At 51.0% G+C, this 17,957-nt stretch carries 16 protein-coding genes; 8 read left to right on the forward strand and 8 right to left on the reverse strand.

The features are described from left to right. Positions 1-93: 93 nt before the first annotated feature. The 5 genes from mtaB to PDUR_RS19395 form a co-directional block, all read right to left on the reverse strand. The gene (gene mtaB / locus PDUR_RS19375; RefSeq protein WP_042207768.1) at positions 94-1,431 is read right to left on the reverse strand and encodes a tRNA (N(6)-L-threonylcarbamoyladenosine(37)-C(2))-methylthiotransferase MtaB; all 1,338 of its coding nucleotides are present in this window, start codon (positions 1,429-1,431) and stop codon (positions 94-96) included. Between the two features lie 3 nt (positions 1,432-1,434). Further along, entirely contained in the window at positions 1,435-2,199 is a 765-nt protein-coding gene (locus PDUR_RS19380) for an RsmE family RNA methyltransferase (protein ID WP_042207769.1), read from the reverse strand. A 158-nt stretch (positions 2,200-2,357) separates the two neighbouring features. Continuing rightward, positions 2,358-3,038 (reverse strand): site-2 protease family protein, encoded by a 681-nt coding sequence (locus tag PDUR_RS19385; RefSeq protein WP_042207770.1) that lies wholly within the window; start codon positions 3,036-3,038, stop codon positions 2,358-2,360. Positions 3,039-3,040: 2 nt separating this feature from the next. Further along, positions 3,041-4,168 carry a 50S ribosomal protein L11 methyltransferase gene (prmA, locus tag PDUR_RS19390; protein WP_042207771.1) on the reverse strand — a complete coding sequence of 376 codons (1,128 nt, stop codon included), beginning with the start codon at positions 4,166-4,168 and terminating at the stop codon, positions 3,041-3,043. Between the two features lie 353 nt (positions 4,169-4,521). After that, the gene (locus PDUR_RS19395) at positions 4,522-5,397 is read right to left on the reverse strand and encodes a helix-turn-helix transcriptional regulator (RefSeq protein ID WP_042207772.1); all 876 of its coding nucleotides are present in this window, start codon (positions 5,395-5,397) and stop codon (positions 4,522-4,524) included. Between the two features lie 310 nt (positions 5,398-5,707). Here PDUR_RS19395 and PDUR_RS19400 point away from each other — a divergent pair, with 310 nt between their 5' ends. From PDUR_RS19400 to metK, 7 genes are all read left to right on the forward strand, one after another. After that, the gene (locus tag PDUR_RS19400) at positions 5,708-6,985 is read left to right on the forward strand and encodes an ABC transporter substrate-binding protein (RefSeq protein WP_042207773.1); all 1,278 of its coding nucleotides are present in this window, start codon (positions 5,708-5,710) and stop codon (positions 6,983-6,985) included. A 39-nt stretch (positions 6,986-7,024) separates the two neighbouring features. Then, on the forward strand, positions 7,025-7,900 hold the full coding sequence (locus PDUR_RS19405) for a carbohydrate ABC transporter permease (RefSeq protein WP_042207774.1): 876 nt from the start codon (positions 7,025-7,027) through the stop codon (positions 7,898-7,900). A gap of 15 nt (positions 7,901-7,915) precedes the next feature. After that, positions 7,916-8,746, forward strand: a complete 831-nt coding sequence (locus tag PDUR_RS19410) for a carbohydrate ABC transporter permease (RefSeq protein WP_042207775.1) — start codon at positions 7,916-7,918, stop codon at positions 8,744-8,746. A 367-nt stretch (positions 8,747-9,113) separates the two neighbouring features. Then, positions 9,114-10,298, forward strand: coding sequence for an LLM class flavin-dependent oxidoreductase (locus tag PDUR_RS19415; protein WP_042207776.1), 1,185 nt, complete (start codon positions 9,114-9,116; stop codon positions 10,296-10,298). Positions 10,299-10,438: 140 nt separating this feature from the next. Next, a complete protein-coding gene (locus PDUR_RS19420) occupies positions 10,439-11,647 on the forward strand; it encodes a radical SAM protein (RefSeq protein WP_218918417.1) in 1,209 nt (402 codons plus the stop codon). Between the two features lie 17 nt (positions 11,648-11,664). Continuing rightward, the gene (locus PDUR_RS19425) at positions 11,665-12,123 is read left to right on the forward strand and encodes a pyridoxamine 5'-phosphate oxidase family protein (protein ID WP_042207777.1); all 459 of its coding nucleotides are present in this window, start codon (positions 11,665-11,667) and stop codon (positions 12,121-12,123) included. A gap of 42 nt (positions 12,124-12,165) precedes the next feature. Beyond that, entirely contained in the window at positions 12,166-13,383 is a 1,218-nt protein-coding gene (metK, locus tag PDUR_RS19430) for a methionine adenosyltransferase (protein ID WP_042207778.1), read from the forward strand. A 118-nt stretch (positions 13,384-13,501) separates the two neighbouring features. On the opposite strand, the gene PDUR_RS19435 is transcribed toward metK, so the two are convergent. Then, on the reverse strand, positions 13,502-14,062 hold the full coding sequence (locus PDUR_RS19435) for a DNA-3-methyladenine glycosylase I (protein WP_042207779.1): 561 nt from the start codon (positions 14,060-14,062) through the stop codon (positions 13,502-13,504). Positions 14,063-14,447: 385 nt separating this feature from the next. Here PDUR_RS19435 and PDUR_RS19440 point away from each other — a divergent pair, with 385 nt between their 5' ends. Further along, the gene (locus tag PDUR_RS19440; RefSeq protein ID WP_042207780.1) at positions 14,448-15,575 is read left to right on the forward strand and encodes a DUF4303 domain-containing protein; all 1,128 of its coding nucleotides are present in this window, start codon (positions 14,448-14,450) and stop codon (positions 15,573-15,575) included. Between the two features lie 128 nt (positions 15,576-15,703). Here PDUR_RS19440 and PDUR_RS19445 read toward each other — a convergent pair whose 3' ends face one another. Continuing rightward, a complete protein-coding gene (locus tag PDUR_RS19445) occupies positions 15,704-17,386 on the reverse strand; it encodes a DUF4179 domain-containing protein (RefSeq protein WP_042207781.1) in 1,683 nt (560 codons plus the stop codon). Continuing rightward, entirely contained in the window at positions 17,346-17,894 is a 549-nt protein-coding gene (locus tag PDUR_RS19450; protein ID WP_042207782.1) for an RNA polymerase sigma factor, read from the reverse strand. Before PDUR_RS19450 ends, PDUR_RS19445 begins: the two co-directional genes overlap by 41 nt. Positions 17,895-17,957 lie beyond the last annotated feature (63 nt).

Raw genomic sequence — 17,957 nt, forward strand, 5'->3', positions numbered from 1 at the left:
GAAATCATTACCCTCATTGGAAAAAAATTCATAAAAAAGCAAGGGTCCCATCCTCAGGAGAATGAAACCCTCGAGCAGGCAGCGGCGGCTTAACTAAAGCTGCGTTAGGGCTTCCCCGGCTGCGCCGACCAGTTCGCCCCTGCACTCATTCACACCGGCTTCGGTTATCTTCACCTGGCAGAGCTGGCCCTGCAGCTCATCGCCACCTTCAAACAGCACCTGCATGTAGTTGTCGCTGAAGCCGTGCTGGACATCCCGTCCGGGCGCGCCTTTCGCCGATCTCTCCGGAATGACGCCGACCGTGCGTCCGATGAATCTGCGGGCATACGCCAGCTGCATTTCCTCGGACAAGTCGATCAGCTGCTGCACACGTTCGTTCTTAATCTCCTCATCCACCTGATCCTCCATACGGGCCGCTGGCGTACCCGTACGTTTCGAATAAGGGAACACATGCATTTCCGAATAATCGACCGCCTTCATAAAATCATACCCTGCCCGGAACATCTCGTCCGTCTCTCCCGGGAAGCCGACGATAACGTCGGTGGTGATGGCAACATCCGGCATCGCCTGGCGGATCAGCTGCATTTTGGCAAAATACTCTTCGGTCGTATATTTCCGGCGCATCCGTTTCAGCACTTCATTGTGTCCGGCCTGCAGCGGGATGTGCAGATGACGGCACATTTTGGACGAGCGGTTCAGCACATCCAGCAGCTTATCGTCGATCTGGCTCGCTTCAATCGAGCTGATGCGCACGCGTTCCAGGCCGTCCACCTTGTCCAGCTCCCAAAGCAGGTTGGCGAGACGGTAATTGTCGAGATCGTCGCCGTAGCCGCCGGTATGGATGCCGGTCAGCACGATTTCCTTGTACCCGGCCCCCACCAGCTGATGCGCCTGCTTCACGATGGCTTTCGGATCGCGGCTGCGGGACAGTCCACGCGACCACGGAATGATGCAGAAGGTGCAGAAGTTATTGCAGCCGTCCTGAATCTTGAGAAAAGCCCGCGTCCGCTCCGCAAAGCCCGGCACGTCGAGTTCCTCGAACTCCCGCGTCTTCATGATGTTCCGGACGGCGTTGACGGGCTGCCGCGATTCCCGGATGCTGTTCACATGACGGATGATCTGGTCGCGGTCCTGGTTGCCGATGACCAGATCAACGCCGGGAATGTCCAGAATCTCGCCCGGAGAGGTCTGCGCGTAGCAGCCGGTAACGGCCACAATCGCATCCGGATTGCGCCGGACGGCGCGGCGGATCATTTGCCGGCTTTTTTTATCCCCAGTATTGGTAACCGTGCAGGTATTAATCAGATAAACATCCGCCTGCCCCTCGAAGTCCACTTGCTCGTAGCCTTCCTGTTTGAAGAGCTGCCAGATGCCTTCGGTATCGTAAAAGTTGACTTTACAGCCTAAAGTATAAAATGCAACGGATGGCATGTTTCAAGCTTCCCCCATTTCTCCGGTTTCATATAAAATGCATGCGGCGGCCACCATGCCTGCCGTTTCGCAGCGCAGAATGCGCTTGCCCAGACCGACGGACACCGCGCCCGCCTCTTCGGCCTCCCGGCATTCGTTCTCGCTAAAGCCCCCCTCGGGTCCGACAATGACCAATACTGAGGCTTTATCTGCGGTTCCAAGCTGGGCGGCCCACGGTGCAACCGCAGAGCGCAGCTGGAGCCCTTCTTCTTTCTCGTAGCAGAAATAGACCGCATCATAGCGATTTACAGCTTTCAGTAACTGCTTCCAGGGCAGCGGCGCGGCTACTTCCGGAACGATGTTCCGATGCGCCTGCTCTGCGGCTTCCTTGGCGATTTTGCGCCAGCGCTCCAGCCGCTTGCTCTCCTTGCGTTCATCGTACTGCACAATGGTGCGCTCGGACAAAAAGGGCAGGAAAGCCGCCGCGCCGATCTCGGTGCATTTTTGAATGACGATTTCCATCTTGTCGCCCTTGGGCAGACTCTGGGCCACCGTAATCTTGACACGCGGTTCCTGCGTCATCGGCATGTTCTCTATAATGGAGACGGTGACGACGCCTTCGCCGATCAATGCGATTTCGGCCAGCGCCTCACGGGACACGCCGTCGCTTACAATCAGCTTGTCCCCGGCTTTGCCGCGCATCACTCTGGCGATATGACGGGCATCCTCGCCGCCGATGGATACGCTGCCTTCTCCGAAATTTTCTGGAGATACGAAGTATCGCTGCATGCTTATCAACATCCTGTTCTGTATTTAGAGCTTATTCATTCTTCTATTTCAGGCGAAAACGGCGGTGTCCCTCGCCTACCGGGCCCTGCCGCCGTTTCCATTCAATCACGTTCCATCATACAACGTTTGTTACATGATGAACAGTCCTGCAGATTCATTTACTTAAAAAGCTGAAGAAAAAAATTAAAAGTATCCGATCGCATCATATATGCCCACATGCTCAAAGGTGTGATCGTACGCGCCTGAAGCGCGGGAATAAATACGATCAGCATGAACAAGAACATCGCCCACTGCTCGAACCGCTGCAGTCTCCCCAGTATGGAACGCGGTGCGAGATCCTCAACAATACGGTAGCCGTCCAGCGGCGGCAGCGGGATCAAATTAAACAGAAACAGGAAGAAGTTCCAGAAAGTGAATAAACTTAAAAACAGCTGTGCAGCTTCCTCCCCCTTACCCGCCGGATTGGCGTTAAAGACACCTGTCGCGATCAGCACCCCATAGATCAGACAGCCAATAATCGCCAGCAGCAGATTGCTGACTGGCCCGGCGAGGGACACGATGATCCCCATCAGACGCGGACGGCTGAAATTATCGCGGTTGACCGGAACCGGCCGCGCCCAGCCAAAGCCCGCGATCAGCAGGAGAAGAATGCCGAAAAAATCGAAATGCACCGCCGGATTCAATGTCATGCGTCCCAGCAGGCGGGCGGTTGGGTCACCGAACTTGTTGGCAAAATAAGCGTGGCTGAACTCATGCACCGTAAAGGCAATCAAAATCGTTACCAGAAAAAAAGGCAGCTCATCCAGCCGCATACGAATAATATTTTGCAAAAAATCCATCTTTACCTCTTTCCGGCTGTGAACGCCACCCAATCTTCTTCTTTCGTTACTTCCTTAATTTCAAATCCGGATGCCAGCAGAGCCTTCCTTACCAGTCCTTCTTTATCTTTATAAATGCCGGATGTGATATAGATTCCGCCGGGCTGGAGGGCCCGGTACACATCATCCGTAAACAGCACAATAATTTCTGCCAAAATATTGGCCACCACAATCTTGACCGGCAGCTTCACGCCGAGTCCATCTTGTGGTGAACCGGAACCGTCAGCCTGGCCGGCGTCTTCATCACGGCTTTCGCTGTCCGCGCCGCCGAATATCGGCGCATCCTCACCTGCCGCGCCGTCCGCTTCCTGTGTCTGCGACGGTCTGGCCGAGGGCCACATCGCTCCGGCCGGCGTCTCCGCCGCGCCTTCACCGCCGAGGAGGGACAAAAGGTCGCTCTCCTTTACCGTTATGGCGCCTGATAGACCGTTCAGCTCCACGTTCTCCACTGCGCTCTGAACGGCAATGGGGTCCAGATCCAACGCAAGAACGGATCGTGCGCCGAGCAGCATCGCGCCGACGGCCAGAATACCCGAGCCCGTGCCGACGTCGATTACTTCTTCCCCGCCCGAGATCGCTTTCTCCAGCGCCCGCAGACAGAGGGCGGTCGTCGGATGGGTTCCTGTGCCAAAGGCCATCCCAGGGTCCAGCTCAATGATTTTCTCCTCCGGACTCACGGGAATGTACTCCTCCCACACCGGCTTGATCGTCAGCCGTTCGCTGACCCGTAGCGGCTTGAAATACTGCTTCCAGGCATGAGCCCAATCATCCTCGTCAACCGTCTTCCAACTGATGTCGGCCTTGCCGGGATCGATGCCGAATTCACGCAGTTCCATGACGCGGGGCGCAAGCTCCGCGCAAATGCTGTCCATCGGCGATCCTTCCGTGAAATAGCCCTTGATCACTGCTTCCCCTTCGGGAATATCGTTCAGCGGCTCGTCGTAGAGCTCCCCGTAGCGCGTGTCGCGCGTCTTGCTCAGCGTGCCGGATTCCTCAATCGAAACTCCGCCCGCTCCAGCTTCCTGGAGCAGCGCGGATATCATCTCCTGCGCTTCTTCGGTTGTATGTATCGTCAATTCATGCCATAGCATTGCGGTCCTGAAGCCTCCTAAAAGTTTTGATAGCATATGCTTCTTCGAAGTCCTGCGCAAAAATCGCTTCGGAAGCTGTCGCTTAAGTTTTGATAGCATATGCTTCTTCGATGTTCTGCGCAAAGCTCGCTCCGAAAGCATGCGCTTGCTCCGCATGTTCCACACGGAAGTCGTAGTTATTATACCTTACCGCTGCGCTATGCGCCAAACCCACAGCAGAACGCGCCGGTCTAAGGGCGGCCGCATGATCTGGCTCAGAGACAAGTGAACCCTTTGTGGTGTCGGCTATGCCGGAGGCGCTAGCGTGGGAGGCGTGGGCGACCTCAAACGGCTATATTACGTTCATACTTGACTCATTTTTGCTGCTCGCATTTGATTTTCGTATCCCGATACTGAGTGGGTGCGACACCATGACGTTTCTTGAATGCTTTCGAGAAGGAGAAGATATCGGGGTAGCCGACTGAATAGGCGATTTCTGACAAGGAATAGGAGGTCTGATCCAGCAATGATCGGGCCTCCTTCATTTTGAGGTCCTGGATAAACTGAATGGGAGTGATTCCGTAAGCCTTGCGGTACTGTTTGGTAAAATGGGTGCGGTCTATACCGACATACTCAGCTACTCTCTCGACTGTGATGCCCTCCGCATAGTGAATCTCCATATATTCATGCCCTTTTTGCAGCCACGAGACATCCCTCCGGTCATTACGGGCAGAACCGTCAACCGCAGCAGAGAGCTGGTCGAAGATACGGTGGAATAAGATAAGCCGTCCCAGGTCCGTATCGTTATCCGAATTCACCAATCTGAAGAACTCCCACATCAGTTGAATCGCTTCGGGTGTTAAAATACCGGCTGCATGCGGGCTGTGCATGGTCAGCCCAATTCTCTCAAGCAGCCCTGATGCCTGCCTCCCGTCGAAGGCAAAAAACACTTTACGGAGCGGATCGTCCGGACGCGTGTAATATTCATGAATGACCTGTGGAAACAGACAGAATATATCATTTTTACGGAGCTCAAAGGTTTGTTCATTTTGATGAAATGTTCCTTGTCCTTCCAGCACAAAAATCAAATAATAATAGGGCGTCGTCCGGGGGCCAATATGATAATTCGGTTTAGCAATATTGTGTCCAAGGCGAATCGGCCAAGCGGCTCCGGACTTTTCGTATTCGGAAGGGGTAAAAAGGCATAACTCCAAAAACTCATGATTATCCTCTATCATCCTGTCTTTCATATAACATACCTCTTTTTACCATGCGATTTTAATGATATGGAAATCTCATTTTTATAAATAATATATAATTTCTACAAGGTTCACAATGCCTCTCATCCATGTCTCTTGTATTCTACGGAATCATTCGTCATGACCTTAAAATGACAAGCATGAACAACTTAAAATGACATTTACTTATGAAGATCGGGGTTGATAATATATAAAACATAGTAAACCAAGTTAATTTATTGGACATTGACTAGACCACTAGAGAAGCTAATAATAACATACTGTTTGCTAACTAATAACCCTTTTGAGGAGTGTACGTACGATGAACAAGAGAACGCTCTTGCTTACGCTGCCTGCGATCTTGCTGGTCATTTCCATGCTGTTAAGCGCGTGCGGAGAAAACGCGAACAGCGGCGAAGCATCCGAAATCGAAATCAAATTCCCCAGCATATGGGTAGCGAAAGATTCTAAAGCCGCAACGTTCGCTCAAATCGTCAAAGCTTTCAATGAACAGAATCAAGGCAAAATCAAAGTCGTCGTTGAAGAGATCCCCGATTACGGCGCTTACAAGGATAAGATCCGCACCAATATTACGACGGGGACAACACCGGATATTTTTTCTTTCGATAATCCAGCGGACGGGGAGCTCTATTACAAATCGGGAAACTTGGCCGACCTTACGCCTTATCTGGACGAGCAGTGGAAAAGCACGTTCCTGGATCATGCCTTTGACAATGCTACATACGACGGCAAAGTATACTCCATTCCGTTCGAGTTCGGCGTAACGCCGGTGTTATACAATAGCAAGCTGTTCAAACAAGCAGGCATTACCGGATTCCCCAAAACGTACAACGAGCTGTTCGCCGCTTTTGATAAATTGAAAGCCGCAGGCATCGCTCCCGCCACGCAAATGACCGGAGGCGACGGTTGGGTCTCCATGCTGTGGTACTCCCAGCTCTTGTCCGCGATTGGAGGGCCGGATGTGTACAAACACGGATTGGACGACCCCGCCTTTGTTCAAGCCGCCGAGGTATTGAAAAAGCTCTTTGACTACACTACGGGAGATGCGGTCGGATTGGACAATGCAGGCGGCCACTTTTTAAATCAGCAAACCGCTGTGCTGCTGAACGGGCCCTGGTTTATCGGCAGAATCAAAAAGGAAGGCATTGATCATTTGTACGATTCCGTCGAGGTCGCGCCTGCCCCTGTCTACGAAGGCGGCAAAGGACAACCCGGGCAGTACATCGGCTTTACGCAGGCAAGTCTGGCAGTAGGCAAACAAAAGGATAAAAAGAAAGAAGAAGCCATTGTGAAATTTCTTAAATATTTGACCTCCCCGGACAATGTGAAAAAAATATCGCTCGATTCCGGATCATTGTTCGTCATTAAATACGAGGTTACAAAGGACGATAAAGTGGAACGCCTGCAAACCGGGATGAAAAAAGGAATGGAAGCCGCGCCATACATTATCCCCCATTTCCGGGCAAGCGTGAGCCCCGCCGTCGGCGCGGAATTCCCGCAAGCGTTAAGCGGTCTGGTGCTGGGAAAATATACGCCGGAACAATTCGTGGAACAGCTTAAACAAGCTGAATCAAAATAAATCCGGCACGCTGGAAGCTGGAGCAAAGGAGGGCAGAATATGCAGCGAACAACCCATTTCCGTACAGGCGCTATCCTTTTTCTACTGCCGGCCTTACTGCTCTTTACCGCCTTTTTTCTATATCCTGTCGGATATGTCGTCGTTGTCAGTTTAATGAAGTGGGACGGCATGAGCAGTCCCGGGTTTGTCGGCCTCCGAAATTACAGCGTCTTGTTTCATGATGAAGTATTTCGGATCTCCATTCGCAACAATTTGGTCTGGGCCTGCGCGGAGGCGTTGATTCAGGTACCGCTTGCCATCTTAGTCGCCCTGCTGCTGGCTCGAAAGCCAAAGGGCTGGAAGCTGCTGCGGACGATTTACTTTTTCCCCCATGTCATCTCGGGTATCGCAATCACGATGTTATGGGTAGCCATCTATAACAATGAACGGGGATTGCTGAACGGATTTCTCCGTTTGATAGGGTTATCCGAATGGGAGCATAACTGGCTCGGAGGGCTGAGCAGCGCCTTCCCTTCCGTACTCGTGTACGGACTGCTGTATATCGGCTATTTCATGGTCATTATTTTGGCGGACATCTCCTCGGTTTCGCAGTCCTACTATGAGGCGGCAAGCATTGACGGAGCGACACGCACGCAGCAGGATTGGCACATTACGCTGCCGCTGATTAGAGGAACCATAGCTACTTGCGTTACGCTTGCAATGGTAAACGGGCTCCGGCAATTCGAGCAGGTTCTGCTGCTGACGGGCGGCGGTCCGGCCAACAGCAGTTCGGTCCTGGTGCTGTATATCTATAAAGAACTGCAGAACTTTCATTACGGGACGGCCAATGCCTTAGGCACGGTGCTGATTGTTCTCGGCGGCTTGGTCATTCTAACGGTACGCAGATTATTTAACGCCGCCAAATATGACATGTAATTCAGGAGAAGTCTTATGAAAATAAATGCGCTGCTTGAAAAGTTATTATCCCGGGCTATTTTGACCTTGTTTCTTATTTACACACTCTTCCCCATGCTCTGGCTCGTCATGGCTTCGCTCAAAACGAATGTCGAACTGCTTGGCGATCCTTTCCGGTTACCCGCCCCGCCGCAGTTCGGCAATTATGTGAATGCGTTCAAGTCGGCGCATTTGGCTTTGTTATTTTCAAATTCGGTTCTCATCAGTTTCTCGGCAACCGCCTTGAACGCACTAGTTGCATCCATGGCCGCCTATGTACTCTCCAGGTATAAGTTCAAGTTCGGACCGGTTATATTTTCAACCCTGATCACGGGGATCCTGGTGCCGGTCAGCGCGCTGATGGTTCCGTATTTCACTTTAATTCGGACGCTCGGCCTCTATGACACAAAGCTGGCGCTGATTTTAACGTATACGGCGATCTCGCTTCCGCTGTCCGTCTTTATTATCAAAGGTTTTATGGATTCGATTCCCGGTGAGCTGGAAGAGGCCGCGCTGCTGGACGGGTGCGATTTCTATCAAAAGTTCTTTAGGGTGATTGTGCCGATTTCCCGAACAGGCATCGTGACCGCGGCGACGTTTCAATTCTTAAGCAGCTGGAACGAGTTCCTGTATGCGATGCTGCTGACATCCTCCGAACAGGTGCGGACTCTGCAAATGGGCATTCGTTATTTCGCCAGCCAGTTTACAACCGATTTCACCTCGATGTTCGCAGCGATTGTCATCAGCATTATACCAAGCGTTGCGATGTACAGCGTTTTTCAAAACCAAATCATTTCCGGACTTACACAAGGTTCTGTTAAAGGCTGAGGGGATTTTTATATTTCAAACCATAGGGGGTGCCCCAGAGCCATTTGAATTTATGGTTTTGGAGCCCTCTTTTTGCCAAGTTTATACTTAAATACATATCCATCCTCTCAATTGAAAAATATAAATATTTCCGCCAAAAATCTATCCTATTCTCTCTCCCCCTCTTCTAATACGATCTGTTCAGCATCTAGAAAAAAGACGTAAATTGACAAATAGAAGTTAACACCAATTGACATTCCCGATATCTGAAACGCTTGTTACAATCAGAATATAAATTTAATCCTATAAGTTTTATATGAATTCGACCGGTTCACCGGAGAACTAAACCAGCAATGGTGTCATCAAGATACGACATAAGGAGGCTATCATGAGCTTGCATACAGAAGAGATTCGATTTGGCTGGTTTTTGCCGACATCCGGCGACGGCCGCTATGTAGGGACTGCTCCGGAGAGAGAACCCTCGCTTGAATATTTAGTTGAGGTAGCGCAGATGGCGGAACGCTCCGGCTTTGAGTTCGTTCTGATCCCGACAGGCGGATCATGCCTCGATTCATGGGTCGTCGGATCAGCAGTGATGAGCCACACTACTCGGCTTAACGCTCTCGTAGCGGTCAGACCCGGATTGATTGCCCCGGTGCTCGCGGCCCGCATGGCCGCCTCTCTTGATCAATTGTCAGGGGGGCGGGCCATGATCAATGTCGTTACCGGGAGTTCGGTTCAGGATTTGGAACAGCTCGGCGACCCGCTCGCCCATGCCCATGATGACCGGTACGAACGGGCGATGGAGTACATGCAGGTGATGAAGCTTGCCTGGACCGGATCGGCCGGATCAGCGTTATCTGAATTCGCATTATCTGAATTCTTTGGCCAAGCTGAACATGGCTCTGCCGCAGCCGCAGATTCTTTTGAAGGTAAGTATTTTCAGTTTCACGGACCGATTCACACGCCGATTGCGGTACAGCGACCGCATCCCCCGCTTTATCTGGGAGGAAGCTCGCCGATCGCCAGGCAAGCTGCGGCCCAGCACGCGGACACCTATCTGATGTGGGGTGAGCCGCATGAATGGATTGCAGGGCAGATTGTCGAGATGGAGGATGTTCGAAAGGAGGTTCTCAGGACTACTGGAATTGACCGCAAACCGAGGTACGGATTAAGGGCGCAAGTGCTTATACGAGACACCGAGGAAGAAGCCTGGGCGGCTGCGTGGAGCTTGATTAGCCGTGCCTCATCGGACACGCTGCAGCAAGCGCAGCAATCTTTTGCAAAGACGGACGCTGCCAACCAAAGCAGGCAGAACGAGCTCAGGGAACAGTCTGCAGCGAACGACTTCGTTATAGGCCCCAACCTGTGGAGCGGCTTATCCCTCGTTCGCTCGGGAGGGGCGATGCTGATTGTCGGGACAGCGGAGCAGGTTACGGATGTGCTCATCCGCTATGCGGAAATCGGTATAAGCACCTTTATTCTTTCCGGTTATCCCCATTTGGAGGAAGCAGAGAATTTTGGACAACAGGTACTCCCGTTGTTTCGTGAACAGTGGAACCAGAGGCGTTAACCTTTAATCTAACAGGGCTGATGCTGCGTGAATTTGGAAGACATTTTTCCATCAAAAAATGAAGGCTGGGGTGAATGCGGATGTGTGCAGTTATAACTCACGCTTCTGGACAGACAAGAGAATTAACATTACGGGAAGTTATGGATAAATACAAGGATGTATCCCCTTTTGTCATTATCAAATCGGATGTTACCCGCAGGTCGTTTATTTATACGGACCGGGCGCTGGGAGCGCTGGACAAAAGCAAGCATCAATATCAGCAAAGAGTGCTGATCGGCTCCAACGGAGATGAGAACGCCGCCGTTCCGGTCTCACTTCTGCTCAGGGACGGAACGTCGATTATCGGCATGCCTTCCAAGACGGCCAAGAATCCTTACGTGGTAGATCAGATTGACGGCAAGCTGGTTCTGACCGATCAGGGCGAAATCGTGGAAGAGGTACACTATTGGTACAAACCGGATTATTATGACAAGTTCACCAGCTCCGGCACTCCGATGTGGCAGGTGGCCTCTTCCAGGCCGCAAAGGCTCGAGATCGATCCCAACAGCCACTGCCACTTCTGGAACAAGGGGAACGGCTGCAAATTTTGCAATATCAACGCCAACTCCGCGCAAAGCGAGAAAGAATGCAATATGTCGAAGCAGCTTACAGCACAGGATGTATACGAGACGGTGAAAGAGGCTTTGAAGCAGCCAGGCGCTTTTACCAATATCAAGATGAGTTCTGGATCCATTCTCAGCGGCGCGGAAATATTTGATGATGAAGTGGACATGTACATTGAAATGCTGCAGGCCGCCGGAGACAATTTCAAAGACAAGAAATTCCCCAGCACCATAGTTGCCTCGGCTTTCAGCGAGAAACAGCTTGCCAGGCTTTACGAGAACACCGGACTGATGACATACACTTCGGATATTGAAATCCCGAACGAGGCGTTGTTCGCCTGGATTTGCAAAGGCAAGCATAAAGAAGTCGGATATGCCGAGTGGAAGCGGAGAATCATCCGGGCCGTCGATATTTTTGGAGCCGGAAATGTCAGCAGCGGAATCGTGGGCGGATGCGAAATGGCGCAGCCCCATGGATTTACCAATGAGGATGACGCGCTGAAAGCTGTGCTGGAAGAGGCGGAGGATTTTGCAAGCCAGGGGGTTAGCATCGTCCATTGTGTGTGGGTGCCCATGCATGGTTCGGCCTTCCATAACCAACAGAACCCTTCACTTGAATACTATGTACGGTTGGCCAAGGGCTTAAGCGACTTAAGAAAAAAATACCGTTTGAATGTCGATATGGACAACTACAGAAAATGCGGCAATCATCCGGATAGTGATCTGGACAGAGGAAATTTAGAATAAGGAGGAATGATACGCTCATGTCTATTTTAACCGAAAGCGTTCAGGCGCTTCTTCAAGATTCCAAGGCGGCAAAAGTTCTGGCAACCGTCGACAAGCAGGGCATCCCTCATCTCGTATCGGATAACACCATTACGGTAAACGACGAAGGACAGATTATTTATCTTGAGCTGATCGAAACGTCCCGGAGCAATGTGAATCTCGTGAACAGCATCTGGTTCAAGCGCAAGGTCGCCATTCATCTCTCCAAGGGAGAAGAGAGCTTTCAGATCAAAGGCTATCCGGTCTACTCGGTGATTTCCGGCCCGGTGTTTGAGCATTATTACAAGCTCGCCTTGGAAAGAAATCCGGAGTTCGATTTATCCACAGTCTGGATCATTGAGCCCGATGAGATTACAGATGATACCTACACTGCCCGCAAAAATAAAGAACGCGACGAGCATCCGCTTATTACGCATCTGGATCGGCTGGCAAAATAACTCTTGCAGCAGTAAACAAACTATCAGTTGGAGGCTGAGCTTATGTCTGTAAAAGGAAATTATCTCTTTACATCCGAATCTGTAACGGAGGGTCATCCGGATAAAATATGCGACCAGATTTCCGACGCCGTGCTGGACGCATTTTTGGAGAATGATCCCCATGCCCGCGTTGCCTGCGAGGTCTCCGTGGCTACCGGCCTTGTGCTGGTCATTGGAGAAATCAGCTCCAAATCCGGATATGTGGACATCCAGTCCATCGTGCGCAATACGATTAGAGACATCGGCTATGAGCGGGCCCAGGACGGATTTAATGCCAATAACTGCGCGGTGCTGGTGTCGCTGAATGAGCAATCCGCCGATATCGCGCAGGGCGTAAACGCGGCGCTGGAGCACCGTGATCTGGCGCTGGTCGCCGAAGAAACCGCGAATATCGGAGCCGGAGACCAAGGATTGATGTTCGGATTCGCCACCAACGAGACACCGGAACTGATGCCGCTGCCTATCGCTCTATCTCACCGGATCGCGCGCCGTTTGTCCGAAGTCCGCAAGAACGGATTGCTGGACTATCTGCGTCCCGACGGAAAAACCCAAGTAACGGTTGAATATCAGGATGGCAAACCCAAACGTATCAACACCATCGTTGTATCCGCCCAGCATGCCGAAGAGATTTCTCTGGAGCAGATTCAAGTGGATATCCAAGAGCATGTCATTCTGCAGGTTGTGCCGCGAGAGCTGCTTGATCAAGATACGAAATACTTCATTAACCCAACCGGGCGGTTCGTCATCGGCGGACCTCAAGGGGATGCCGGTCTGACCGGACGCAAGATCATCGTGGATACCTACGGCGGTTATGCCCGCCACGGCGGCGGAGCCTTCTCCGGCAAGGACCCGACGAAAGTGGACCGTTCCGGAGCCTATGCCGCCCGTTATGTCGCCAAAAACATTGTAGCCGCTGGTCTCGCCGATGTATGCGAAATTCAGCTGGCTTATGCCATCGGGGTGGCAAATCCGGTGTCGATTCACGTGGATACCTACGGGACAGGCCGGATTGGCGAAGACAAGCTGGTGGAGCTGATCCGCGACAACTTCGATCTGCGCCCGGCAGGCATTATTGCGATGCTGGATCTGCGCAAGCCGATTTACAAGCAAACTGCCGCTTATGGTCATTTTGGCCGGAAGGACCTGGATCTCCCTTGGGAAAGAACGGATAAATCCGAGCTTCTGAAATTGCAAGCAGGCCTGGAAGTATTTCAGAATTAAAAATAGAATGGCTTACCTTTTCAGCGAAGACACCCGTATATCAGCCGGACACCGCATTCAGGTACGGAGGATAGCGCGTATTTTGCTATCAGTAAAATCGATTTCAATAATGTCTCTCCTAACTTGTCCGGCAGATGCAGTCCTGTACATGGTCGTTCACCATCCCGGATGCCTGCATGAACGCGTAGCAGATTGTACTGCCGACGAACTTCATGCCTTTCTTTTTCAGCGCTTTGCTCATGGCATCCGACTGCGGCGTCGACGCTGGAACATCCTTTAGGCTCTCCCGGTCAGGCAAGACCGGCTCGCCGCCGACAAAGCTCCACAAGTAACGGCCGAAGCCTCCTTCATCCTTGGAAATTTCGCCGTATATGCGCGCGTTATTAATAATGGCCTTGATTTTGAGACGGTTGCGTATGATCCCTGCGTTATTCATCAGCTCTTCAATTTTTTCGTCATCGTATGCCATGATTTTGTCCGGATCGAACCCGTCGAAGGCCGCGCGGTAATTCTCCCTTTTTTTCAAAATCGTGTACCAGCTCAGGCCCGCTTGCATCCCTTCCAGCATCAGCAGCTCGAACAGCTTGAGGTCGTCGTATTCCGGCTTGCCCCATTCTTCATCATGGTAAGCTATATAAAGCGGATCGCTGTTTACCCACCCGCATCTTGTCTCATTCACGGCTCATTCTCCTTTATACCGCCCGTGTAAATTTCCGTTCAACATTTGGGCCAGGCGGTCATAATCTTTCAGTTTAATAACTGTATACGAAAAAAAGGGAGGGGCGCAAGGCCCGCTCCCAAAAAACGTTCATTTATAATCGTTGCTGCATTCTCAGGAATATCCTCGTTATAGCTGCAGTGTAACTACCGCCCTGATCTGGGCATCCGCCGCGTCGTGAACCAAATAGTAACAGGCCCGGTATACAGCCCGGTTGTAGTCCCTAACAGCTCATATTTATCCAATGTTCCCCTTTTCCTCTCAGTTTCATCTATAACGATGTAGAATATCTCTGCCGAAGAATTAATTAGTGAAATATTCAACATATAACAGAAAGGGATACTAAATGAATACCTATTATTCAAGACTCGGCAGGTTGCTGGAGGAAAAAACACCGATTTATCAGTCCGGTTATTATGTATTATGCGAGGGAGACAAAATTAGATTCAGCTTGGAATCACCGAGAAACACAGAAGTAATAGACGCTGGAAAGTTTATTGATACTTTAGTGAACGGCAGTAAGGAAGTCATCCACACTTTTGCGAACAGTGCCGACAATCAGGAGGTATACGCGTTCAGCTTATACACCAGTGAGCATAAGGAAGTTCTAGTATATATCAATACACTTCCTGCGTATGAACAAGTTTTGCAGAACTATCGTTCCAAATATCCTGACATTAAAGATGACAGTAGCTTAAAATATAGCCTGGGAGACTATAAATTCGATTTTTGGACCGATCATATGGGGAGATACGGTGAAGTTCTGGCTAATTTCAGGATGCTAAGCGACTCCCCCTCTTTCATGACAGAAGATGTGCCTCTAGATGCAGACGATCATCCGCTCATCGCGTTTGAAGCGGGCATCATCGATGCAGGATATAATCTCCTTTTCTTAAAAGCGATGCAGCGGTTAACAGCCGAAGGCGCTTTCGCCGCACTAAACCGAACCGATAATTTTATAGCCTTCGCCTCGATTGGCGATGATTCCTTAGACTACAGCCTCGTCATGCGCAAAACGATTGAGCCGAATTTATTTTATAAATTGTTTCCGGATATAAGAGAAAAGGACCAGCTTTTTGCCGAAGAGATCAACAAAAACAATAGCTTGACGGCGAGCCAGTATCTGGATTATTGGCTTGATGCCGTTCATGACAGTTACAGTTCGGTATTCCCATTCACACTTGGCCGCTCTCAGTACGATATCTTCCTTCAAATGGAGCCTTTAGGCAGCGCGTTGGCAGAGGAATCCCTTCATCGTCTGAAACAGTTGGTCGCGCTGAACGAATGGACATCCAAAGAGTATAATTTGGTCAATTATTATGTAGAAGCCCTCTATTTCTCAGGCAGTCTGACTCCTGAATACAAGGAAGCCTGTAGTCAGTTGGCCTTCCGGCTGATGGAGAAACATGAGAGTCCGATGGAAGATAATCTGAAGGAATTGGCAGAAGAACTGAATAATTTTTGTCATCAATAAGGAACGTTTTCAGAAAACTAGGCGGCCTGCTACCGTCCCAGTACCGGCAGCAGGCCGCCGCTTGATAAATTCCTTTTTACTATCTACTTAACGGGCCTATGGCAACCTTGACCTGCCCGTTCATTGATTTATTGTACCGGACTGCCGCTGTTCGTCGGCCCGGGTTGCAGCGTGACCCTTGTCTCTTTTTCCGGATCGTCAATTGTGTAATAAAACATATGGATTTCCGCTTCCGTCCCTTTGAAATTCTTATAAACGTCGATGGCTTTGTTATTGCCGTCCCCTGTAAAGTTGGCCGTGAGCTGTTTCCCGAGCAATCTCTCTTTGCCCTGCATAATATAGGTCTGGTTAATGCCGCCGAAACGGGCATCTTCGCTTCCGGTTTCCACGTACAGGTCGGCCCCCTGCTTGTAATAGGTCCACGTTACCGGATAACCGCCGATCGTTGTATCCAGCGTCCGCTTTTTACCCGATATCCCCGTCAATTGAAACGACATTTGCTTGTCTTCATGAACGGTTACTTTGTACTTGCCCACAAAAACAATCGGTGTATCTTTGCTCACCTTCAGATCGAGCGGCCGCTCAATGCGCAGGCTAATCCGATAGGGATCCTCTATGGAATAATATCTCGGTCCTTCGAGCGTTCTGCCGCCAACTTCCAAACTATATCTTTTATAAGGAATTTCCTGATATTTCTCCAAGGTTCTGATAACGAGCCGAATCTGCGTCGGTGTAATCACCATCTTCTCCAGCATGTTGACGCTGTCCCCGGCTTCAAGCGGCAAGTTAAGCGCCGTCTGTATCGTTCCGCTTTGCATTTGTTTTTTGCTGAGCTGAAGATCGAATGTCCATGGTCCATCCACCGTATGGTCTATCCGCGTATACTGGAGCTTGAATACCGTCTTCCCGGCTGGAATGTCCTTCGGGTCAAAATACTGCTGCGAGCTATAATTTCCGTTTCCATCTGGCGTTCCAAAGGTCCCCCCGGGCAGTGGCCTTACTTCCGTTCCGTCCCGGTAAGCGACAATTTGCGGAAAGGCCCACGACTTGACTTCCGGACGATCGAACGTAACTGTGGAGGCGAACATCATTTTATCCGTCCCTTGGGTAAACGGTTGAATCTTTATTTTTTGCATTCCTTCCCGTCCGATGTTGAAGCTTTGCGGCTCCTTGGAAGCCGGGTTCAGATTGATTTCCTGCTCCTGTTGGCTGTATTTCCGCAGTTCCTCCGCAACCAGCTGGACTCGGGTGTTATGCGAAGGCGTCCAATCGGTCTCGAGAATACCATAATATCTCTGATTGGGAGCATCCCACCTCAGTAAGTTGGACACTTCCGCCTCGATCGGCTTTCCCTCGGCATCCCTTAGCGAGAAGCCCTTGAAATTCCAAAACTCCTCTGGCGGACGGAACCCGGCATTCAGCGTGTACAAAATGACAGTTCGGTTATCGTCAACTATTGCCGTGCGTAAGGTCATGGTAATGCCTTCCCTGGTGACAGACTGCTCCAGCGTTTGACCCATATTTTGCTCAAGCGCCGCCTGAATGCCGCTTTTCCCGTTTAGCAGATAGCCTAAGTCATAATGAATGGCCGCATAGACGGGGGCGGCGACAAGCAGCGCTCCGAGAGTTGCGGCAGCCGCGATTCTCTTCACCTTCCGCTTCCGGACGAACGCAGGGGTAAGGGTCCCGCTTATTTCCGGCCCGGCCGGGACAGTCTTCTCTATCCGCTCCCACATGGCGCCAAAGTCGGGATAAGGCACCTGCGCATCATCATTTAACCGAAGCCTGAGTTCGTCTTCCAGTCTCTTCATATTTCCCCTCCTCGTCTGCATGTCCTTCCTTCTCCAGCATCTTCTTCATCAGCTTCAGCCCTTTATGCAGCCTCGATTTAGTTGTTCCCAGCGGAACGGACAGCATCTCCGAAATGTCGGACAAGCTGAAATCATGCATATACCTCAGCGTAACGGCCGCCCTGATCTTGACGGGGAGACGTTCCAGATAAACGGCCCATTCCCCCGACGTCTCCCGGTCCTCCACAATCCGCTCCACCGGCTTATTCGCGTCAACAGCCAGAAGATGCCGGTTGTCCTCGACCTTCAGCTTCAATTTGCGTCGGCGGCTCAGATGATTCAGGCAATGATTGACGGCGATTTTCAAAATCCATGCCCTGGGGTTCCCGATCTCATCCCGGCGGCTGCGGAATGCAGCAATAAACACGTCCTGGCATAAATCTTCGGCGTCCGCCGCGTTATGCACCATATAATAGCAGGTTCTGTATACATCCCGGTTGTAACTCTGGAACAGCTCACGGTCATCCAATACAAGGGCCCTCCTTTCTGTCGGTTTCGTCTATATAACAATCGGCGAGGCAAAAAGGTTCAT

Origin of the sequence: Paenibacillus durus, from assembly GCF_000756615.1 — a bacterium.
Taxonomy (GTDB): domain Bacteria; phylum Bacillota; class Bacilli; order Paenibacillales; family Paenibacillaceae; genus Paenibacillus_AQ; species Paenibacillus_AQ durus.